The sequence below is a fragment of the Mycoplana sp. BE70 genome (assembly GCF_031455855.1).
In the GTDB taxonomy this organism is placed as follows: Bacteria; Pseudomonadota; Alphaproteobacteria; order Rhizobiales; family Rhizobiaceae; genus Mycoplana.
In genome coordinates, this window is record NZ_JAVDTM010000015.1 from 82,361 (window position 1) to 103,715 (window position 21,355).

General features: G+C 60.0%; 21 protein-coding genes, 1 pseudogene and 1 riboswitch. Of the genes and pseudogenes, 17 read left to right on the forward strand and 5 right to left on the reverse strand.

Annotated features, from left to right (window positions below; all coding sequences use genetic code 11):
* Positions 1-10: 10 nt before the first annotated feature.
* Positions 11-1,597 carry an ABC transporter substrate-binding protein gene (locus J2Y48_RS22705; RefSeq protein WP_310422992.1) on the reverse strand — a complete coding sequence of 529 codons (1,587 nt, stop codon included), beginning with the start codon at positions 1,595-1,597 and terminating at the stop codon, positions 11-13.
* On the reverse strand, positions 1,594-2,517 hold the full coding sequence (locus tag J2Y48_RS22710) for a MurR/RpiR family transcriptional regulator (protein WP_310422995.1): 924 nt from the start codon (positions 2,515-2,517) through the stop codon (positions 1,594-1,596). Before J2Y48_RS22710 ends, J2Y48_RS22705 begins: the two co-directional genes overlap by 4 nt.
* A 141-nt stretch (positions 2,518-2,658) precedes the next feature.
* Between J2Y48_RS22710 and J2Y48_RS22715 the strand changes: the two genes are divergently transcribed.
* The 3 genes from J2Y48_RS22715 to J2Y48_RS22725 all read left to right on the forward strand — a co-directional run bounded on the left by J2Y48_RS22715 (position 2,659) and on the right by J2Y48_RS22725 (position 5,219).
* The gene (locus tag J2Y48_RS22715; protein ID WP_310422998.1) at positions 2,659-4,083 is read left to right on the forward strand and encodes a D-aminoacylase; all 1,425 of its coding nucleotides are present in this window, start codon (positions 2,659-2,661) and stop codon (positions 4,081-4,083) included.
* 456 nt (positions 4,084-4,539) lie between these two features.
* Positions 4,540-4,782: a type II toxin-antitoxin system Phd/YefM family antitoxin gene (locus J2Y48_RS22720; RefSeq protein ID WP_310423001.1), complete on the forward strand. Its 243-nt coding sequence runs from the start codon at positions 4,540-4,542 to the stop codon at positions 4,780-4,782.
* The gene (locus J2Y48_RS22725; RefSeq protein ID WP_310423004.1) at positions 4,782-5,219 is read left to right on the forward strand and encodes a type II toxin-antitoxin system VapC family toxin; all 438 of its coding nucleotides are present in this window, start codon (positions 4,782-4,784) and stop codon (positions 5,217-5,219) included. The genes J2Y48_RS22720 and J2Y48_RS22725 overlap by 1 nt, the downstream gene beginning before the upstream one ends.
* Before the next feature lie 13 nt (positions 5,220-5,232).
* Here J2Y48_RS22725 and J2Y48_RS22730 read toward each other — a convergent pair.
* From J2Y48_RS22730 to J2Y48_RS22740, 3 genes and pseudogenes are all read right to left on the reverse strand, one after another.
* Positions 5,233-5,339 (reverse strand): annotated as a pseudogene (locus tag J2Y48_RS22730) (integrase); the annotation flags it as partial.
* 123 nt (positions 5,340-5,462) lie between these two features.
* Entirely contained in the window at positions 5,463-5,882 is a 420-nt protein-coding gene (locus J2Y48_RS22735) for a substrate-binding domain-containing protein (protein WP_310423163.1), read from the reverse strand.
* A gap of 560 nt (positions 5,883-6,442) precedes the next feature.
* Positions 6,443-7,465 carry a LacI family DNA-binding transcriptional regulator gene (locus J2Y48_RS22740; protein ID WP_405030290.1) on the reverse strand — a complete coding sequence of 341 codons (1,023 nt, stop codon included), beginning with the start codon at positions 7,463-7,465 and terminating at the stop codon, positions 6,443-6,445.
* Positions 7,466-7,586: 121 nt separating this feature from the next.
* Here J2Y48_RS22740 and J2Y48_RS22745 point away from each other — a divergent pair, with 121 nt between their 5' ends.
* From J2Y48_RS22745 to thiD, 14 genes are all read left to right on the forward strand, one after another.
* Positions 7,587-8,132, forward strand: coding sequence for a gluconokinase (locus tag J2Y48_RS22745; RefSeq protein ID WP_310423007.1), 546 nt, complete (start codon positions 7,587-7,589; stop codon positions 8,130-8,132).
* Between the two features lie 36 nt (positions 8,133-8,168).
* Positions 8,169-9,599, forward strand: coding sequence for an amidase (locus tag J2Y48_RS22750; RefSeq protein ID WP_310423010.1), 1,431 nt, complete (start codon positions 8,169-8,171; stop codon positions 9,597-9,599).
* 118 nt (positions 9,600-9,717) lie between these two features.
* A complete protein-coding gene (locus J2Y48_RS22755; protein ID WP_310423013.1) occupies positions 9,718-11,040 on the forward strand; it encodes a sugar ABC transporter substrate-binding protein in 1,323 nt (440 codons plus the stop codon).
* Positions 11,041-11,213: 173 nt separating this feature from the next.
* Entirely contained in the window at positions 11,214-12,086 is an 873-nt protein-coding gene (locus J2Y48_RS22760; protein WP_310423016.1) for a sugar ABC transporter permease, read from the forward strand.
* 10 nt (positions 12,087-12,096) lie between these two features.
* Entirely contained in the window at positions 12,097-12,927 is an 831-nt protein-coding gene (locus tag J2Y48_RS22765) for a carbohydrate ABC transporter permease (RefSeq protein WP_310423019.1), read from the forward strand.
* A gap of 11 nt (positions 12,928-12,938) precedes the next feature.
* On the forward strand, positions 12,939-13,973 hold the full coding sequence (locus J2Y48_RS22770) for an ABC transporter ATP-binding protein (RefSeq protein WP_310423022.1): 1,035 nt from the start codon (positions 12,939-12,941) through the stop codon (positions 13,971-13,973).
* A gap of 211 nt (positions 13,974-14,184) precedes the next feature.
* A complete protein-coding gene (locus J2Y48_RS22775; RefSeq protein ID WP_310423025.1) occupies positions 14,185-14,457 on the forward strand; it encodes a DUF1403 family protein in 273 nt (90 codons plus the stop codon).
* Between the two features lie 8 nt (positions 14,458-14,465).
* Entirely contained in the window at positions 14,466-14,699 is a 234-nt protein-coding gene (locus J2Y48_RS22780) for a DUF1403 family protein (protein WP_310423028.1), read from the forward strand.
* A gap of 358 nt (positions 14,700-15,057) precedes the next feature.
* Positions 15,058-15,169: riboswitch (TPP riboswitch) on the forward strand.
* Positions 15,170-15,260: 91 nt separating this feature from the next.
* On the forward strand, positions 15,261-17,072 hold the full coding sequence (gene thiC / locus J2Y48_RS22790; RefSeq protein WP_310423030.1) for a phosphomethylpyrimidine synthase ThiC: 1,812 nt from the start codon (positions 15,261-15,263) through the stop codon (positions 17,070-17,072).
* A gap of 2 nt (positions 17,073-17,074) precedes the next feature.
* The gene (gene thiO / locus J2Y48_RS22795; RefSeq protein ID WP_310423033.1) at positions 17,075-18,058 is read left to right on the forward strand and encodes a glycine oxidase ThiO; all 984 of its coding nucleotides are present in this window, start codon (positions 17,075-17,077) and stop codon (positions 18,056-18,058) included.
* Positions 18,055-18,252 (forward strand): sulfur carrier protein ThiS, encoded by a 198-nt coding sequence (gene thiS / locus J2Y48_RS22800; protein ID WP_310423036.1) that lies wholly within the window; start codon positions 18,055-18,057, stop codon positions 18,250-18,252. The genes thiO and thiS overlap by 4 nt, the downstream gene beginning before the upstream one ends.
* 1 nt (position 18,253) lies before the next feature.
* Positions 18,254-19,027: a thiazole synthase gene (locus tag J2Y48_RS22805; RefSeq protein WP_310423039.1), complete on the forward strand. Its 774-nt coding sequence runs from the start codon at positions 18,254-18,256 to the stop codon at positions 19,025-19,027.
* Positions 19,024-19,650, forward strand: coding sequence for a thiamine phosphate synthase (locus J2Y48_RS22810; protein WP_310423042.1), 627 nt, complete (start codon positions 19,024-19,026; stop codon positions 19,648-19,650). Before J2Y48_RS22805 ends, J2Y48_RS22810 begins: the two co-directional genes overlap by 4 nt.
* Entirely contained in the window at positions 19,647-20,453 is an 807-nt protein-coding gene (gene thiD, locus J2Y48_RS22815; RefSeq protein ID WP_310423045.1) for a bifunctional hydroxymethylpyrimidine kinase/phosphomethylpyrimidine kinase, read from the forward strand. The genes J2Y48_RS22810 and thiD overlap by 4 nt, the downstream gene beginning before the upstream one ends.
* The last annotated feature ends 902 nt before the right edge of the window (positions 20,454-21,355 follow it).

A 21,355-nucleotide genomic window follows, 5' to 3' on the forward strand; every position in this document is an offset into this window, starting at 1 on the left:
TTTCCTTACCTTACTCGACCACTTCCATGTCCAGGATCGTCTGCCCCCTCAGGCCGGGCCCGCGGATTTCGGCGGGCACGCGAAGCCGATCCTTGTTGTAGCTGATGTTTTGAACCGGCTGATAGATCGGTGCGAACAGCCATTGCGACAGAAGGTGCTCGTGATAGGTCTTGAAGTTGGCAACCCGCTCTTCCCAGGTGCGGGACTCGGTCATCGCCTTCTTGTTCAGTTCCTCCGACTTGGGGTCGTTCCACATCGAAATGTTGGGGTAACCCAGGCGGTTGCCGCTGAAGAACCAGTCGAGAATATCGGCGTTGGCCCAATCGTAGCTGCGTACCGCCAACTGGTGCTGGTTCTTTTTGTAGAGATCACGGATGGTGCTGGAGTCGTAGACGGTGATCTCCGCATTCATGCCGATGGCCTTGAGCTGCGCCTGAACCGCTTCTGACACCCGCTTGAACTCGGTGTCGCCCTGTGTCCAAAGCGTGACCGAGAGCGGCTTTCCATCCTTCTGGCGGACACCGTCTGACCCGAGCGTCCAACCTGCTTCATCGAGAAGGGCGTTGGCTTTGGCCGGGTCGTAGGAAACATTGTACTTCGGGTCGACATCAGCTTCCGCCAGCGAACTGATCAGGAAGTTGTGTGCTTCGGCGCCGACGCCATTGTAAATGTTGTCGAGAATTTCCTTTTGATTGACAGCGAGGGCCGTCGCTTCGCGCACGCGAACGTCGGTGAACGGTTCCACGCTGGTGTTGATCGGCATGTACATGACGACAAGACCGGGAAGGCTGAGCGTTTCAAGGCTGGCCGTTGCCTTGATCTGCGGCAGGAAATCGGTCGGGACGTCGTAAAGCAGATCGATGCCGCCGGTCTTCAATTCCAGGAACGCGGTGGATTGCTCGGGAATCTCCCGCATCGTCAACGTTTGGATCTTGGCCGGACCCTGGTTCTGCGACAGTTTCGATCCCCAGGTGTAGTCGTCATTGCGGGTCAGCACTGTCTCCTGGCCGACCGCGAAGCTTTCCAGCTTGTAAGGCCCCGTCCCGACGGCGGCGGTGATGCCGTACTCGTCTCCCAGTTCCTTCACCGCTTTCGGGCTAACAACGCTCATAAAGACGCTGGAGAAATTGAAAAGCAGGTTCGGGTCGGGCTGCTTCATAAGCAGCTTCACAGTGTGCTCATCCACCACCTCGATCTTGTCGATCGCATCGATCATGAACTGGTTGTCGGTGCCCTGGTACAAAGCAAGCCAGTCGACGATCGTTTGGGCGTTGAAAGGCTCGCCGTCATGGAATTTGACGCCCTGACGCAGCTTGAAGACCCAATTCATGCCGTCTGGGGACGATTCCCAGGATTCCGCCAGATGCGGGTGGAATTGCTGCTTTTCATCCTGTTCGATCAGCCGATCGTAGATCAGATAGTTCGAGACATTCAGCATCGTCGCTTTGATGGGGTAGTAACTTGGCGCGCCGACCGCCGAAGAAGCGATGACGAAGGTCGCCTCCTGGGCTAAGGCTGCGGGTGCAAGCCCAAAGGACAAGCCGCCCACAAGTGCCAGCGAAGCCGTGCCGCTCAATATCTTGCGTATGCAGTTCATTTGGTTCCCCTTTGTTTTCCTTGGAGTGGCCTGGATATTCTTGTTGGTCCTGACGGGTCTCCGACATAGCCAGTGAAGTTGCTATACAGCTCCGACGTGCGGTCCATACGGCGCTCAACCGAGGGGCCGAGGGCCGCGAAGACCCCGTTGACGATCAAGGTCGTGAGGGTGACCATCAAGGACGTCGAGTCCCAGAAAAAGTTGAACTGGGTAGGGACAACGAACATTTCGTCCACCAGCTCCCGGCCCCAATCGCAGAACTCGTCGGTGATCAGGATGATGGGAATTCCGGCGGCGCGAGCCTCTTGAACCAGCAATGGTGCAAGGCGCGAATAGCGCCGCGCTTCATAGATCACGAGACAGGACTGTTTTGCATCCGCCAACAGGAGTTCGGAAAAGTTCCCTCCCGCAAGGTCGAGAAGGCGTACACCGGGCCGTATGTACTCCATCTGGTTGACGAAGATCTGGGCGATGCCGCGCTCCGTCTGGAACCCGACCGCGTAGATCTGAGGTGTTTCGGATAGCAATTTCACCGCGCGCTGCCATGGCTGAGACCGGGCCAGCTCATACACGGCGACCAAGCCAGCCATCTCCAAATCCAGGCTGCGCGCAAGTTCGTCCGCGCCGTTTTTGCTCCGCTCCCGAAATTCCTGCAGACGATCCCCGATGAGCCATGGCCGATCACCGATGTCCGCCTGAAGCACGGCCTTGAAAGCCTTGAAATGCGGATAGCCCAGCGAACGGCAAAAGCGCCCGACCATGGGCTCGCTCACTCCGACCTTGGCCGCCAGAGACGCTGCGGTTTCAAAGGGTATGCCGGTCATATTCGCCAGCATGTAGCTGCCGATCGCCTTTTCCGTCTTACTGGCATCCGCCGAGGCCAGATATTCAACCAAACGTTTTCGCAATGAAACGGCCACCGAGGGTCCACAGGATGGGCGCAGGTTGTTAGTTTACGAAAAGGTTGTCAACTCGATTTATTTTTCTTACATTTTCGCCGACTAAAACGAAGGTGCTCGCCGATGCCTCTCACGACTTATGATTTCGTACTGCGGAACGCCTTGATCATCGACGGCACGGGGAAGCCGGGATTTGCCGGCGACATCGGCGTGAACGGTGACCGAATCGCGGCGATCGCCGAGCCGGGAACATTGCAAGGTCGCGAGAATTTGGACGTCAGCGGGCACGTGGTGAGCCCGGGGTTCATCGACGTGCATACGCATGATGACCGTCTGGTATTGATCGACCCGGCGATGGCGCCAAAAGTCAGTCAGGGAATCTCGACGGTCATCGTCGGCAACTGTGGGATCAGCCTTTCACCATTGTTGTTGAACGGCAAGCAGCCGCCTCAGCCCTTGGACTTGCTTGGTGGCGCCGATGACTACCGGTTTGGCCGAATGGCGGAATACATTGAGGCGGTCGAGGCGGCTTCGCCAGCGGTCAATGTTGCTGCTCTTGTCGGTCACTCGTCACTGCGCGTCGCTGCTATGGGCGATCTCAATCGTCCTGCAACAGACTGCGAAATCGAAGACATGCGGCTGATGCTTGCGGCGGCGCTTGACGACGGCGCCATCGGACTTTCGTCGGGGCTCTACTACCCACCGGCTCGCGCAGCGGTGATCGATGAAGTGGTACCGCTGGCGCGGGAAGTGGCATTGGCAGGCGGGGTATACACCACGCACATGCGCGACGAAGACGATTTTGTCATGGAATCCCTTGAAGAGACGTTCGAGACCGGCCGACGTGCCGATGTGCCGGTCGTCGTTTCACACCACAAATGTGCCGGCAGGCGAAATTGGGGGAGGAGCGTCCACACGCTGCAGGCGATCGAAGCTGCCGCTGCAAAACAAGAGGTCGGTGTCGACGCATATCCCTACGCTGCGTGCTCGACGATTCTGCTTCCGGAATGGGTCGATGAAAGCATTCGCGTCATGGTTACCTGGTCCACCCCCTATCCAGAGATGGCTGCGCGCGATCTTGCCGACATCGCGACCGAATGGGGCGTGAGCCAGAAAGAAGCAAGCGCCCGTCTTGCTCCGGCAGGTGCAGTTTATTTCGACATGCACGAGGATGACGTTCGGCGCATTCTCGCCAATCCATTGGTGATGATCGGCTCAGACGGGATTCCGCACGATCAGCATCCCCATCCCCGCCTTTGGGGAACCTTCCCAAGGGTGCTCGGACACTATTCCCGAGATATTGGATTGTTTTCTTTGGAAGAAGCTGTCCGTAAGATGACGAGCCTGCCGGCAACAAAATTCCGGCTAAAAGACCGGGGGCGGGTGACGGCTGGTTATTTCGCCGATCTCGTAGTGTTTGACCCGGCGACCGTCATGGATGCGGCAACATTTGAAAAACCCATTGCGCCCGCGACAGGCATCAAGACGTTGTTGGTAAACGGCAAGATAGCTTATTCAAACGCTGATGAGAGCGTTTCCGGCAGGAGCGGGCGCTTCATTCGCCGCCGCGCCATCGGTTCTAATTAGGAAAAGCCGAGGTCGAAAACGAGAATTACTCAGCATCCTAGCTGTATCACAATCGCCCCCACCGTCTACGGCGACTGCGGCAACCGAGCGGCCCCATCCCCGCTGACATCACCCGGCTCACCGGCATTACCGACGCGATGGTCGGACTGCAGCTGCCCCAAGGCCTGGTGGATCGAGGTGGCCGAAGATGGCCTCGAGGAGGAGCTTTGCTGGTTGCGCACCGAGCGCGGGTGGCAACAGGTTGCCGCCCTGGCGAGGGGCGCGGCCGTATGGCCCGTTGAGCGAAATCCGCGCGATTCGATGGTCGTCGTTTCCAAGACAAGATCCTTGAAAGCGATCCTCATGCTGAGGGCGCGCGATCCGTGTGATCTGCAATCGCCCTAGCGGTCGCCTGCGGGCTTGTTTTCGCCGCTGCAGCGGATATATTATGACCACTGTAGTCATAACAGGTGACATATGAAAGAAATCCAGCTGAAAGACGCCAAGGCGACGCTCTCGGCCGTGGTTGATCAAGCGATCCGTGGCAATCCGGCCGTGATCACCCGGCACGGGCGAAAGGAAGCCGTGGTGCTGTCCTATCGTGAATACGAGAAGCTGTCGCATGCGCCGAGCTTTGGGCGATTGCTCGGCGCTTTTCCGGGTGAAGAAACCGATCTTCCGACGCGGACCGGTAAGCCGCATCGCGCCATCGACTTGTGATGTTCCTGGTCGACACCAACGTCATCTCGGCCCTGGCGCCGTCGAAGCGGGGAGGGGAGGGCGCCCTGATCCAATGGCTGGATCGCGCCAGTCCCTACCTGTTTCTCTCCGTCGTGTCAGCGGCAGAGGTTGCAGCGGACATTGCCAAGGCGCAACGCGAAGGTGCAACGACAAAAGCGCGTGCCCTTCGCGACTGGTGGAGCGCCATCGAGTATCTCTATTCGGACCGGCTGCTGCCTTTTGACCTGAAATGCGCGAACGTGGCGGGCGATATCCTTGATCATGCCCGGGCGCACAAACCCGGTTTCGAAGACATCGCCATCGCGGCAACGGCTCGGGTGCACGGGCTTACCGTGCTGACCCGGAACACGCGCCATTTCGATCCGCTCGGCGTGCCGGTGATCGATCCCTTCGACAGGCTGCCGATGCTGCCGTGAGGCTCACAGCGAAGATGGCGCGATCGCGCGCGCCCCGACGCTGCCACGGTCGAGCGTCTCCAGCATGGCGATCAGCTCCTCCGGCAAGAGCGCCTCCTTCTTCCGCGGCGGCGCGGCGTGGAGTGCGGTGCATGCGACGACGGCGACTGTCTTGCCTACGTTCTTGAGCCTGTACGGCTGGGATCCGCTCCGCGGAGGCTCCTGTTACGTAGCGACACAGAACGGTTCTTCGCGGAGAATGTCTCAAGCCTCTCGGACGAGGGGCAAGTGCGAGCGTGCTTTCAGGCAAATGGCGTAGATCTCGCCATAGGTGCGGAAATCGGCGGCGCGAATGACGCTGACGGCAGCACTGGGCGGGATTTCCTCAAGTGACGTCGGCGCCAGCCCCAATCCCTGGCTTGCCGCGGTCAACGCGCCTTCGCGATTGCCGAATACGACGACACGGCCGGGTCGGTAGTTGTGGCGATCCATGGCCGCATCGATCACTGCACGGGTTTCAGAGCGCGTCTCGCGGTGCAAAAGAGCCAGGCTGGCGAATTCTTCCCGCGTCACCAGGCCACGGCCGGACAGGGGATGAGCCCGCGCTGCAATGAAGGCAATTTCGGGGCGCGAGACCTGGATCATGTGGCAGTCATCGTTGGGCGTGTGACTGCCAACGCCCACGGTCAAGGGGAAGGCCGCTCTACTTGGTGGCGCGCGTTGGACGTTCAACCGCGCGGACCCTGTCGACGCAGGCTTCGTCGTCGCATAGATCAATTCCCGGGGCGAGGGCTGAGGCCAACAGCGTCAGTGATGCTTGCAACTGGAGCATCACTGACGCAGCAGATGATAGTCGATCATTTCGTAACCCTGAACAGAAGTCAGTGTTGGAGTTACCGTCGACTCGTTTACCTGCTGGGACTATCGCCGACGCGGCATGGCTCTACTATCGATTTCCGCTGAGCCTTCGCGACGGTTCGCCCTGCGCTCGCAGGGGGGCGCGGCTTGACCATGCTAGCGCCACCCGGACAGGTCAGCTGGGTGCGACTATGAGAACAAAACGGCGATCCCGATTTTGAAAAAGGCCGCGCGACATTGCCGAGTGGCAACCTTGCATGCCTCTCCGTGTTGCGTGCGGTTGCGGGGATTAAAAGCCTCATGAGGCCCCGGATCAAGCTCGCCAGCTGCGTCGCAGGCAGCCGCATCCGCTGTAATCATTATCCAGATAACGTGCAGCGCCTTCTTCAGGATGCTTTGGATTGTTTTTGTGTGGATTGCCGGACTATCAGTTCAAATCCTAGATCCACGAGCCCCCTCTCAACCGGCCTCCCTTCAATTCGATCGATCAGCATTCGGACAGCGCACTCACCCATCTCCTGCCTATAGGTTCTGACGCTGGTGATGGGAGGATTGGCAACTGCCATCATCTCCAGATCGTTGAAGCCGCAGATGCCGAATTCATGCGGTACGTCGATCCGGCGTCGCTGGCATTCGAAGAGCACGCCCAAGGCGAGGTCGTCATTGTTGCAGAACACGGCGTCGGCACAGAGATCCTTGTCCAAAAGCTTTGTCAGGAGTTCGCAGCCGAGTGTCACGGTTGATGCGCGGGGCGTTGTCACGATCAGGCGCTCATCGAAAAGGCCTTGTGTCCGAAGAGCCTCGCAATATCCGTCCAGACGTCTCTGCGTGCGCTGGTCCATTCTGGCGCCCAGAAAGGCGATGCGGCGATATCCCTGACTGATCAGGTGCTGTGTCGCCTGATAGGCTCCCTGCCGGTGGGAAAAACCGACGATCATCTCGATCGGTTCGTCACCTGTTTCCATGATCTGTACAATTGGACAGTCCGCATTTTTAAGAAGCGCCCGCGAGGCCGCGGACTGATCGATACCTGTAACGATCAGTCCGGCCGGCTTCTGGCTGAGGAAAACGCGCAGCAGGTTTTCCTCTTCTAGGTTCGAATAGCGCGTGTTTGCGAGCTGCACTTCGTAGCGCCGTGTTTCTGCAACCGTGTAGATGCCTCGGAGTACGTCGGCAAAGACGTTGTTTGTCAAAGATGGAACGAGAATGCCGATGACGTCTGTTCGTGCCGATGCAAGCGCTCTTGCCGCTGGGTTGGCGACATATCCGAACTCTTCGATGACGTGCTGAATCCGTTCGCGAACGGCGGGGGAAACCAACTCCGGTTTTCTTAGCGCCCTTGAAACGGTGGCTGCGCTCACGCCGGCAGCCCTGGCAACATCGGAAAGCTTTGCGCGCTTGCCGCTCATGCGAATCCCTCTTCTCCACCCCATTGAAGACCGATCATAAATGCGAAAGATCAGGTTGACAATGAAAGCGCATACATTCATCAATGGCGCAAGATGATAGCTCTGAAGATTAGGGTGGGTAATGGCGGCTCCAATAGAGCGGCGCAAGGCAAGAAGTGCGGGTTTTGTCCTCGTGATGGGTGTCAGCGGCGCTGGAAAATCAACGATTGGCAGGGCATTGGCCGACAGTCTCGGTGCGGGTTTTGTTGAGGCTGACGACTATCACTCAGCCGGAAATATTGAGAAAATGGCTGCCGGCCAGTCACTCAGCGACGATGATCGTTGGCCGTGGATGAAAGCGATTGCAGAGGCTGCCGAAGGTGAGGTGGAAAAGCATGGCGGGCCTGTCGTGATTGCCTGCTCGGCTCTCAAGAAAAGCTACAGGGATTTCCTGCGCGCCCGACTTGGATCGATTTCCATCGTCCATCTTTCAGGGGCTAAGGAGTTAATTCATGAGCGGTTGCAGGCGCGGCAAGCACATTTCATGCCGGCTGAACTGCTCGCCAGTCAGCTTGCTACGCTTGAGGCGCTCGCGCCGGAGGAGGGCGGGATCGCCCTCTCTATTGGTGAAGCCGAGGACGCGATCGTGTCGCGTGCTCTGCAGTCTATCGGTGGTGCACGGAACTAGGCGTCGGAAACGATCAACGCAATGCCGGGGGATGGTATGAGTGAAGAGTTCTGGCGGTGGGGTGCCGCCGAGATCGCCTCGGCGATCCGAGAGAAGCGTACGTCCAGCGTGGACGTGCTGGAGGGTTGCCTGGCGAGGATTGCTTCCGTCAATCCGTCCGTGAATGCAATCGTCGATTTGATGGAAGAGGAAGCGCGAGCTGCGGCACAGGCGGCAGATGTTGCCGTGGCGCGGGGTGATGCCCTCGGCCCTCTGCATGGCGTTCCCGTTACGATTAAGGTCAACATCGATGTCGCGAACAGGCCGACGACGAATGGTGTTCCGGCATTTGCTGATCGTATTGCCGACCAGGATTCCCCGTTGGTGCGCAAGTGGCGGGAGGCCGGCGCCATCGTTCTTGGACGAACGAATACGCCAGCTTTGTCCTTCGGTCTTTTCACCAACAACAGACTGTATGGCCGCACTCTGAATCCCTGGGCCTCCGAGCTTTCTCCAGGTGGATCGAGCGGTGGTGCGGCAGCTTCGGTGGCAACCGGCATGGTGCCGCTTGCGCACGGCAATGATAGTGGCGGTTCTATCCGCTATCCGGCTTATTGCTGCGGCCTTTTCGGAATGCGGCCCACCTTCGGTCGCGTACCGCACTACAGTGGCACGTCTGCCGTTGATCTCCCGATCATGTCCCAACTTGCCGTTGTCAACGGACCGTTCGCGCGTTCCATCGACGATTTGAGAATTGCTCTTTGGGCGATGTCAGGCCATGACCCCCTCGACCCTTGGTCGGCTCACGCGCCCATTCCAGGACCACACCGATCTGGCCCGTGCAAAGTGGCCGTGCTCGCCCATCTTCCCGGCGTCGATAGGGACGAGGAAACGATCGAGGCCGTTCGGCAAGCTGCGCAGTGGCTCTTCGAGGCTGGCTACACGGTCGAAAACGTCGTGCCGCCACGCTATGCGGAAGCCTCTGCCTTGCGGGACAGGCTGCTGATCCACGAAATACGCGCGGGCATGCTCGATATGATCGAGGCGCACGCGCCGCCGGAAGAGATCAACGAAGCGCACGCCCTGCTCGATGCGACGCCGCACATGAGTTTCGATGAGTTCCGCGAGGGTCTCGCCCGCCGGACGTCGATCATCCGTGAGTGGCTCCTGTTCATGCGGGACTATCCTCTCGTCTTGACGCCGACCGCCTGGCGCAAGCCGCAGCCCGCTGATTTCTACGAAAAGCCCGTCGTTCTGACGGAAGAGATGGTTCTCGAGCTATCCCCGTTACACGTGCCGCCGTTGCTGGGGCTTCCATCCATGGCGGTTCCCACCGGGCTGGTGAACAACGTTCCGATGGGCGTGCAGCTCATGGCGTCGCAATTCGAGGAAGAGCAGCTTCTGGCCGCTGGAAAGGTCATCGAGGCCAAGGTCGCCCGGCTGACGCCCATCGATCCGACATTCGGTTTGTATCCGCGCGGCGACTGAGGGGCGCTGCCACAGTTACGGGCTTGTGGTCCGTAGTTACGTCGTCCGAACTTGATGTCGGCGGCACTTTTTGAAGAGAGGACCGGTCACCGTGACCGGCATTTGGAGGGAATGGGAAATGCGTAAACTTGTAGCTGCGCTGGGCGCTGCCCTGGCTCTTGGCGGTGCCGTTGCGTCCGCTTCGGCAGAGGAAATTGTGATTGCGACCGTCAACAACGGTGACATGATCATCATGCAGAAGCTGTCGAAGGAGTTCGAGGACAAGACAGGTATCAAGCTGCGCTGGGTGGTGCTGGAAGAGAACACGCTGCGCGAGCGTCTGGCGACCGATATTGCCACCAAGGCTGGCCAGTACGACGTGATTTCGGTCAACTCCTACCAGACCCAACTCTGGGCCAAGATGGGCTGGCTGACGAAGCTGGACGATTTCAGCGCCGACTATGACTATGACGACTTCATCACTGCGACGCGCGAAAGCCTCAGCGTTGACGGCACGATGTACGGTGCGCCCTTCTACGGCGAAAGCCTCATCACCTTCTACCGCAAGGATCTTTTCGAGAAGGCCGGCCTGACGATGCCGGAAAAGCCCACTTTCGATGATATTGCGATCTTTGCGGAAAAGCTCACGGACCGCGACAACGGAATCAACGGCATCTGCTTGCGCGGCAAGCCGGGCTGGGGTGAGAATTCTCCGCTGATTTCGACCTTCGTCGCAGCCTTTGGCGGCGCATGGTTTGATATGGAGTGGAAGCCGCTGTTGACGAGCGAGCCCTGGAACCAGGCGCTCAACTGGTACCTGGATGTCATGAAGACAGCCGGCCCGACCGGCGCGACGACGAACGGCTACAATGAAAACCGCGTTCTCTTCAGCAGTGGCAAGTGCGGTATGTGGATCGATGCCACGGTAACGGCAGGCTACCTGCTAGATCCGAAGGAATCGCAGGTTTCCGAAACGACCGGCTTTGCGCCGTTCCCCATTACCGACAAGAACCCTGAAGCCGCAGGCTGGAGCGGTGCATGGGCTCTGGCCGTGCCGGTTAGCGTGACGGACAACGCCGCTGCTGCCAAGAAGTTCATCGAATGGGCGACGTCGAAGGAATATGCGCGTCTCGTCGGTGAGCGCGAAGGCTGGCTGCTTGCGCCGTCGGGCACGCGCAAGTCGACCTATGCCTCTCCTGAATATCAGGACGTTGCAAAGCCCTTCGCAGACAAGGTGCTTGCTGCCATCTCCGCCGTGCAGCCGACCAAGCCTTCCGTCATGGAAACCCCTTACACGGGCGCCGGCTTCATCGATATCGCGGAATTCCAGGCCCTCGGAACAACCATTGGCCAGACGATTGCTGCTGCTGTCAGCGGCAGCAAGACGGCTGACCAGGTGCTCGAAGAGTCGCAGGCCTATGTCGAGCGCACGATGGAGCGCGCCGGTTACTACAAGAAGTAACGGCGGATATGGACCGGTGCGCCTGCATCCTCGATGTCGGCGCGCCGGTCGGCCATGCCGGCGTTGCATTAGTCCGCGCCTTTGAGGGGACCGTTCTGAATGTCATCGGCGGGACGTGACGGCAGGCGCCCGGATCTGCCTGAACCTCGAATTCGAAACGGGACGAGATAGATATGTCTGGCTATCAGATGAAGCGAGCGGCGCGGTTCGCCCTAACACCCTCCGTGGTGCTGCTTTTTATCGGCATGATTGTTCCACTGGCGATGACGTTGTGGTTGTCGTTCCAGTACTACAATCTGCTAAATCCAGCAGAGGCGGGATTTGCAGGGGTCAGCAATTACACCTATTTCCTGTCGGATCCCGCATTCTCGCAGGCGATCATTAATACCTTGCTGCTCGTAGGCGGCGTGCTGGCGATCACGGTGATCGGCGGTATCCTGCTCGCTTTGCTGTTTGATCAGCCGATGTGGGGTCGTGGCGTCGTCCGGCTTCTCGTCATCGCGCCGTTTTTCGTCATGCCCACGGTGTCGGCGCTGGTGTGGAAGAACATGCTTATGCATCCGGGCTACGGCATCTTCGCCTGGATCGCGCACAAGCTGGGCCTGCCGCCCGTGGAATGGCTAAGCAACTCTCCGCTTCTGTCCATCGTGATGATTGTCGCGTGGCAGTGGTTGCCCTTCGCTACCCTGATCTTCCTGACCGCGCTTCAGTCGCTTGACACCGAGCAGCAGGAAGCCGCGCGCATGGACGGTGCCGGACCGTTCGACCGGCTGATTTACATTATCCTGCCGCATCTGGGCCGGGCCGTCACGGTCGTCCTGCTGATGGAGACGATCTTCATCCTGGCGATCTTTGCTGAGATCTTCGTCACCACCAGTGGCGGGCCTGGCTATGCGTCCACCAACCTGCCGTTCCTGATTTATGTGCAAGCCCTGCTCCAGTTCGATGTGGGAGCCGCTTCCGCCGGCGCGATCATCGCCGTGGTCATTGCCAATGCCGTCGCCATTTTCGCCATTCGACTGGCCGGCAAGAACCTGACCGCCTGAGGAAACGAAAATGAAAAAGCCTCACACAATCTTTCTGAAGACCGGCATCTCCGTGCTGGGCTGGACAGTGGCGCTGCTGCTGTTCTTTCCGATCCTTTGGACTGTGCTCACCAGCTTCAAGACGGAAGTCGATGCCATTGCATTCCCGCCGAGCTTCCTGCCGACCCAATGGACGCTTGAAAACTACTTCGAGGTGCAGGAGCGCTCGGAATATTTCACCCATTTCCTGAACTCGGTGGCTATTTCCGTGGGTTCGACGGTTCTCGGCATGCTGCTGGCGATACCGGCGGCCTGGTCGATGGCGTTCCAGCCCACCCGCGCCACCCGACATGTCCTGATGTGGATGCTCTCCACCAAGATGATGCCCGCCGTCGGTGCGCTGGTGCCGATCTTCCTGATCTTCAAGACAGCCGGTCTTCTCGATACGCTTTTCGGCGTCACGTTCATTCTCGTCATCGCCAACCTGCCGATCATGGTGTGGATGCTTTACACCTATTTCAAGGAAGTCCCCGCGGATATCCTCGAAGCGGCCCGTATGGACGGGGCCACAACGCTGAAGGAACTCTTCTACGTTCTGCTTCCGATGAGCCTGCCGGGCGTTGCCTCGACAATGCTTCTCAACGTTATCCTGGCGTGGAACGAGGCGTTCTGGACTCTGAGCCTCACCGCCATCAAGGCAGCGCCCCTGTCGGCATTCATTGCTTCCTATTCCAGCCCGCAGGGTCTGTTCTGGGCAAAGCTGTCGGCGGCTTCGACGCTGGCAATCGCCCCCATCCTCGTCCTCGGCTGGATGAGTCAGAAGCAGCTCGTCCGCGGTCTGACGTTCGGCGCCGTTAAGTAGGAGAACTACCAATGGGTTCCATCACCCTCAAAAACATTCACAAGGCGTTTGGCGACCAGGTGGTCATTCCCGACGCCAATCTCGAGATTGTTGATGGCGAGTTCGTCGTCTTCGTCGGGCCTTCCGGCTGTGGCAAATCCACGCTGCTGCGGCTGATTGCCGGGTTGGAAGACCCGACCTCCGGTGAGGTTCATATCGATGGCAAAGATGTGACGCAGGCTTCGCCGGGCAAGCGCAAGCTCTCGATGGTGTTCCAGTCCTACGCCCTCTATCCGCATATGACGGTGGCGCAGAACATCGGGTTCCCGCTGAAAATGTCTGGCGAAAAGGCAGCGACGATTCGCGCGCGCGTGCAGGAGGTCGCCAAGAGCCTCGACCTGCTGCCTTATCTGGAACGACGTCCCCGCAATCTCTCGGGTGGCCAGCGGCAGCGCGTCGCAATCGGGCGGGCCATTATTCGCCAGCCGGCCGGCTTTCTGTTCGATGAACCTCTGTCAAACCTCGACGCGGCATTGCGCGTCAGTATGCGGTTGGAGATTTCCGAGTTACACCAGCGGCTCGGCAGCACGATGATCTATGTGACCCACGATCAGATCGAGGCGATGACGATGGCCGACCGCATCGCCGTGATGAACGCCGGACGTATCGAGCAATTCGCTACCCCGCTGGAATTGTATCGCCGGCCCGCAAACCGTTTCGTCGCTAGCTTTATAGGTTCACCGAAGATGAATTTCATCGACGGTGAAAGGGCTGCACAATACGGTGCCCACGCCATCGGCTTGCGGCCGGAAGCCATTTCCCTTTCCCGTAAGACGGGAATGTGGGGTGGCCATGTCGAAAGGGTGGAACATCTGGGCGCGGAAACCATCGTTCATGTCGCGCTCGATCAGGGCCAAAAGATCACGGTTCGCACGGGCATAGAAGACGCCGTGGCGTCCGGCCAAACCATATTCGCAAGCCCTGACGGATCGCAGGTCTACCGGTTCGACGAAAACGGTTTGACGCTCGGTTTTCCGGAAAATGTTCCACGCTCCGCGCTAATGTAACTGGCGAATGAGGAGTTTCCGCAGGCGAAACATGCACCACCCACGAATACTCGCGAGCGATCGTTCAAAGCATTGAAGGGATTTTCGAGGATTTTTCTTCGATTCTGGCCGCGGCGACACATGTTGGAGGGGACACTTTTTATCTGATGCGGCCGCGAGTCGGACAAGGTTTTTTCCGACTTTTCTGCCGGCATCGTCTTGGAATCGCTGGATGATCTTGTCCGATCCGCACCCGTCTGGGCCGGCTGCTGGCGCGCGCCAAGCCCTGAACTGTTCCGCCGTCGCGGTCTGGCTGATGGGCCGCACCGAGGATGAGACAGTGCTGCGCGACGCCGTTCTGCTGACCGCGGCCGGCGACGATCCCGGCCCAGCCGGCCGGGAGTTTCTGGCCTACAAAAGGGTTTCGACGCGAAAGCCCGGTTTCTCGTCAAAAGCGGCGCCGAGCTCGCCGATCTTTTCGGGCTCGCCTGGGACGATCGGCTGACCGGGGCGGTGGACCACGCCGACGACGCGCTGCAATCCGGTCGTTTCGCGCCGCCGCTGGCGGATGCCGAACCGCTCACCTGGGCGCTTGCCGATCTGTTGATCGCCGCGCTGCTAGAATGGGACCGGCCCGTGCCGCTGGCCGAGCGGTATGAGCCCGCTTTCAAGACCCTTGGAGGCATGGGTCGCGTTCGCCCGGGTGATCCCACCTTTGCCCGCGCTGTCTGCCTCGCCCTGGTCTGAGGGAACAGGCGCGCCCTTGCACGCCGCCGGCGAAATTGCGCGGCGCGCCGATACGCTGCGCACCGCCGCGCCAAAGGTCCGGACGAAAGGCGCTGACGCGGTCATCCAAGCCGTGGGGAAGCTCGGCTTACTATGTCCGCCGCCTGGCAAATGCTGGCCTATCGCTTGCCGCAGCGAACGGGGACGCGTGGATGGCCGCGACGGCCGGCAGCCCTCGTGTATATGGAACGAATCCGAAGGCGTTTGCATGCCCCACGGGCGTTGACGACCATTGCGACGGCTTGAACCGACCTTATCCCGATTTGGCAAACCCTTTTGGACACTGCTTGACCAATCGGCGCGGGTGACATAGCCTTTCTTCATTCACCAGGGGTGTCCCGGCAAGGGGCTGAGATTCTGCTATCGCGCGCAGTGACCCGTTGAACCTGATCCAGTTCATACTGGCGTAGGGACGGTGCAAGCGCTGTGGCGGGATATCCGCGACCCGGATTCCGCCTCCGCGTCCTTCCATCATTCCGGCTCTAGGACTGGGTCTCCAAACGCAAAATTGGAGCCTCACCGATGAATATTGCCGCCCAAGAACTCACTCCGACCGTCACGACCGGTGCCTTGCCTGCCTCGCGCAAGATCCACATTGCCGGCGAACAGCATCCCGATATCCGCGTGCCGATGCGCGAGATCTCGCTGCATCCGACCTCAGGCGAACCGCCCGTCATCGTCTATGACGCCTCCGGCCCCTATACTGACCCCAACCACGTGGTGGCCATCGAGGCCGGCCTGCCGCGGCTGCGCGAAAGTTGGATCGCCGCCCGCGGCGACACCGACGGCTACGAGGGCCGCCACATCCGCCCCGAGGACAACGGTTTTGCCACCGGCGAGCGCCTGACGCCGGAATTTCCCGTCCGCAACCATCCGCGCCGGGCGAAGGACGGCAAGGCGGTAACGCAGCTCGCCTATGCCCGCGCCGGCATCATCACCCCGGAAATGGAATTCATCGCCATCAGGGAAAATCTCGGCCGCAGGGCTGCGAAGGAAGCCCTTGTCCGCGACGGCGAAAGCTTTGGCGCGCAGATCCCCGATTTCGTGACGCCGGAATTCGTCCGTCAAGAGGTCGCGAATGGCCGGGCCATCATCCCCGCCAACATCAACCATCCCGAGGCAGAACCGATGATCATCGGCCGGAATTTCCTGGTCAAGATCAACGCCAATATTGGCAATTCGGCGGTCGCCTCCTCCATGGCCGAGGAGGTCGAGAAGATGGTCTGGGCGATCCGCTGGGGCGGCGATACCGTCATGGACCTCTCGACGGGCCGTAACATCCACAACATCCGCGAATGGATCATCCGCAATTCTCCCGTCCCGATCGGCACCGTGCCGCTCTACCAGGCGTTGGAGAAGGTGAACGGCATTGCCGAAGACCTAACCTGGGAGGTTTTCCGCGACACGCTGATCGAGCAGGCCGAGCAGGGCGTCGACTATTTCACCATCCACGCCGGCCTGCGGCTGCACTACATCCCTCTGACCGTTAACCGCGTCACCGGCATCGTCTCGCGCGGCGGCTCGATCATGGCCAAGTGGTGTCTTCATCACCATCGCGAGAGCTTCCTTTACGAGCGTTTCGAGGAAATTTGCGATATCTGCCGCGCCTATGACGTCTCCTTCTCGCTCGGCGATGGCCTGCGCCCCGGCTCGATCGCCGACGCCAACGATGCTGCGCAATTTGCCGAACTCGAAACGCTCGGTGAACTCACGCAGATCGCCTGGGCGAAAGACTGCCAGGTCATGATCGAAGGCCCGGGCCATGTGCCGATGCACAAGATCAAGGAGAACATGGACAAGCAGCTTAAAGTCTGTGGCGAAGCACCTTTTTACACGCTCGGGCCGCTGACCACGGATATTGCGCCGGGTTACGACCACATCACCTCCGGCATAGGAGCGGCGATGATCGGCTGGTTCGGAACAGCGATGCTTTGCTACGTGACGCCGAAGGAGCATCTCGGCCTACCGGATCGCAATGACGTGAAGGTGGGTGTCATCACCTACAAGATCGCCGCCCATGCAGCCGATCTCGCCAAGGGGCACCCGGCGGCGCAGGTGCGTGACGATGCGCTGTCGCGTGCGCGCTTCGAGTTTCGCTGGGAAGACCAATTCAACCTTTCACTCGATCCCGATACCGCACGTTGCTTCCACGATGAAACTCTGCCGAAAGAGGCGCACAAGGTCGCGCATTTCTGCTCGATGTGCGGTCCCAAATTCTGCTCGATGCGGATTTCGCACGACATCCGCGCCGAGGCGCAGAAGGAGGGACTGGAGGCCATGGCCCAAATATTCCGCGAGGGTGGTGACCTCTATGTGCCGCTGGCCGGAGAATGACGATGCGCATCCTCGTCAAGGGCGCCGGCGTCGCCGGGCTGACGGTCGCCTGGCAGCTCTATCGCCACCGCTTCGACGTCACCATTCAAGAACGGGCCGAAAAGGTTGGCCTCGGTTCCTCCGGCTTTGCAGGCGGCATGCTCGCCCCCTGGTGCGAACGGGAAAGCGCAGAAGAGCCCGTGCTGACGTTGGGCCGGCTAGCCGCCGACTGGTGGGAGGCGGCGCTGCCGGGCCATGTGCAGCGTCGCGGTACACTGGTCGTTGCCAGCGGACGCGATGCCGGCGAACTCGATCGCTTTGCACGACGAACGAGTGGTTGGGAATGGCTGGACGAACATGCAATCTCAGCGCTGGAGCCCGATCTCACCGGTCGCTTCCGCAAGGCTTTGTTCTTCCGCCAGGAGGCGCATCTCGATCCACGCAAGGCGCTCTCCGCCCTGACCGCAGGCCTTGAGAAGGCGCGCATGCGCTTCCTCTTTGGGTCAAGCGGTGATGCCGAAACCGTGCCCTTTGACCGGGTGATTGATTGCACCGGGGCTGAACAGATCGGGCGACTCGCCGATCTCCGCGGCGTGCGCGGCGAAATGCTGCGCCTTGAGACCGCAGATGTGCACCTCTCCCGGGCGGTCCGCCTTCTGCATCCGCGTCACCCGATCTACATCGTGCCTCGCGAGCGCAACCGTTTCATGGTCGGCGCCACCATGATCGAAAGCGATGATGCCGGCCCGATCACAGCCCGCTCCCTCATGGAACTGCTGAACGCGGCCTACGCCCTCCACCCCGCCTTCGGCGAAGCGCGGTTGATCGAAACGGGAGCCGGTATTCGTCCAGCCTATCCCGACAACCTGCCGCGCGTCACCGACCATGGCGACGTAATTCATGTGAACGGCTTTTATCGCCACGGTTTTCTTCTGGCGCCGGCCATGGCCGCAGAGGTTGCCCGCCTGATCCTCGCGCATGAAACAAAGGAAAGAACTGCATCATGACCTTTATCGTCAACGGCTATGAGCAGGATATTTCTGCCTCCACGCTCGCCGAGCTGCTGGTCGCGCTGGAATACGAGGGGGACTGGCTGGCCACTGCCGTAAACGGCGAACTGGTCCATCGCGAGGATCGCTCCGATTTTGCGATCAGTGAGCGAGACCGTATTGAAATCCTGACCCCCATGCAGGGAGGATGACATGCTGAAACTCTACGAATGCGAGTTCCGCTCGCGGCTGTTGCTTGGCACGGCCCGCTACCCGTCTCCAGCCGTGCTTGCGGACGCGGTGCGGCGCTCGAAGGCCGAAATCGTCACCGTGTCGCTGAGGCGGGAGACCGCCGGCGGCAAAAGCGGGGGCTCCTTCTTCGAGCTGATACGCGATCTCGGCGTCAAGATCCTGCCGAACACGGCCGGATGCCACAGCGTCAAGGAAGCTGTTTTGACAGCCATGATGGCGCGTGAGGTGTTTCGCACGAACTGGATCAAGCTCGAAGTGATCGGCCATCACGATACGTTGCAGCCCGATGTCTTCGGCCTCGTTGAAGCCGCCAGGATATTGAGCGAGGATGGTTTCGAGATTTTTCCGTATACGACCGACGATCTTGTCGTAGCCGAACGGTTGCTCGAAGCCGGATGCCGGGTGCTGATGCCATGGTGCGCGCCGATCGGCTCGGCCATGGGGCCGGTCAATCCGGCTGGGCTGAAAGCGTTTAGGGTAAACTTCCCGGAAATTCCACTGATCGTCGATGCCGGCATCGGCCGTCCGTCGCACGCGGCGACTGTCATGGAACTCGGCTTCGACGCGGTGCTGCTCAACACTGCTGTCGCGGGGGCGGGCGATCCGGCGGGGATGGCCGAGGCTTTTGCGCTGGCGATCGACGCGGGCCGTGTGGCGCATCATGCCCTACCGCTAGAGCCGCGCGACATGGCAGTCCCATCCACTCCGGTAATCGGCAAGGCGGTTTTTTCATGAAGCTCGATCCTTTTTACCTCATCGTTGACAGCGCTGATTGGATCGAACGACTGGTGCCGCTGGGCGTCAAACTGCTGCAACTACGCATCAAAGATAAGCCGGAAACGATGCTTCGGCAGGAAATTCGTCGGTCGAAGGCGGTGTGCCTTGCCTATGGCTGCCAACTGATCGTCAACGACTACTGGCAACTTGCGATCGACGAGCAATGCGATTTCATCCATCTCGGGCAGGAGGACCTTGCCGAGGCCGATCTCCCTGCCATTCGCAGAGCTGAGCTGAAGCTAGGCGTTTCCACCCATGACGTTTCCGAGCTGGAGACGGCCATCGCGGCGGAGCCGGATTATGTCGCGCTCGGTCCCGTCTGGCCGACAATCCTGAAAAAAATGAAATGGCAGCCACAGGGCGTCGAGCGCGTGGCGGATTGGAAACGGCGTATCGGCGCTATTCCGCTCGTGGCCATTGGCGGCGTCACCGCCGAACGGGCACCGGTGGTGCTTGAGCAGGGGGCGGCATGTGCGGCGGTCGTCACCGATGTCACCCTGCATCAAAACCCCGAAGCTCGAACCCGGCAATGGCTGGCGGCGACGGCACCTTGGCGACACCGCCTGAAGGTGACGACATGACGGCGATCGCACTCACGATCGCCGGGTCCGACAGTGGTGGCGGCGCCGGCATCCAGGCGGATCTCAAGACGTTTTCGGCGCTCGGCGTCTACGGAGCTAGTGTACTTACAGCGATAACCGCGCAAAACACGCTGGGCGTCTCCGCGGTCGAAGACGTTTCAGTGCCGATGATCGAAGCACAGATGCGGGCAGTGCTAAGTGACCTTCCCGTCAACGCCATCAAGATCGGCATGCTGTCGCGCGCTGAAACAATCCGCGCAGTTGGTGACAGCTTGCAGAAATATGACGGGCCGATCGTGCTTGATCCGGTCATGGTGGCAACCTCGGGTGACAGGCTGTTGCGGGATGACGCTGTAGCGGCGCTCAAGTCGATACTGATGCCTCGGGTCGACCTCATTACACCCAATCTCTTGGAGGCAGCCATGCTGACGGGGATGCCGATCGCGGAAACGCACGACGAGGTTGTCGCCCAGGGCCGCAGTTTGCAGAGCAACGGGGCGCCTGCTGTCCTGATCAAGGGCGGTCACGGTGTAGGTATTGAGTGCGTCGATGTCTTGCTAACTAAGGACGGGGATAGCCACCAGTTCTGCTCCCCCCGACTTCAGACTTTCAATGACCACGGAACAGGTTGCACACTGTCGTCCGCCATCGCGGCCCACTTCGCGACTGGATATGATATTTTGGCGGGAGTTACGGCCGCAAAAACTTATCTGCACGCGGCGCTGACGGGTGGGAGCGATCTCCGGATAGGGCAGGGCCGCGGACCGGTCCATCATTTCTTTTCGCAGTGGCGCGAACGATGATACGTCAGGTTTCATTTGACATATGGCGTGCCGGGGGACATCGCAAAATCTTGCTCGCAAGTTCAGGATTTCTCACTCTAAGCTGACGCCTTAGAGGAAAAGCTGCAATTCTTACTGGCGCGGCCACGATCTTGGAAAGATGCTCGTCCCGCGCAATGGCGCAATGGCGCAATGGCGCAATGGCGCAATGGCGCAGTGGAAAGTCGTGACCGGCGCAACTACCTGAGGACACAGACAAACGCCTTGTCCGGGCGTTGATGAAACAACGTGACATCGCCGGCCGCGATCATGGCCTTGATCTTGGCGATCTCACCACCGTACTCCTGTTCCATGATGCGGATGCCGGTCTGCGCGGTATAAGGCTCGAACCCCCTGACCCTCCGCGGCCTGATGGGCTCCGCCGAAGCTCATGATGGACAGGCTTTCCTCAGCCTGCATGTGCTCGGGAAAAGCAAAATCGCGAGCCCCGACGCCAAAATCTGGGAGCGCGTCGGTGAAGATTTCATGATGCTTTCTCCCTCCCAAAATCAGGCGCGGTCGCGATGTGAAATAATCAAAATAGCGCCAGCCCGCGGACCCTATTGGCTGGGTTTGGAGATGGAAAATTGAATTTCGTTATGACTTATCGGGGGCGGAGAGGTGGTCTGAACTCCGGCTAGCGGAAGCCAAAGTCGGGCCGGACCGGCGTTGCACTCGAGCATTTTGCCTTGCTGGCCGTGGAGATCTGGCGTGCAAACGTCAACAGCCGCGCCGCCTCTTCCAGGCTAGCCTCGCTGACGGTCGCGGCGGTTAGTCGGTCGCTTGGCGGCTATCAGGCCAGTCGCTTCCGTTCGGCCTCGCGGGGACAGGTCATGCCGATACGCGCCGCTTTGAGGCCGGGCCTCAAAAAACATGACGAGAGG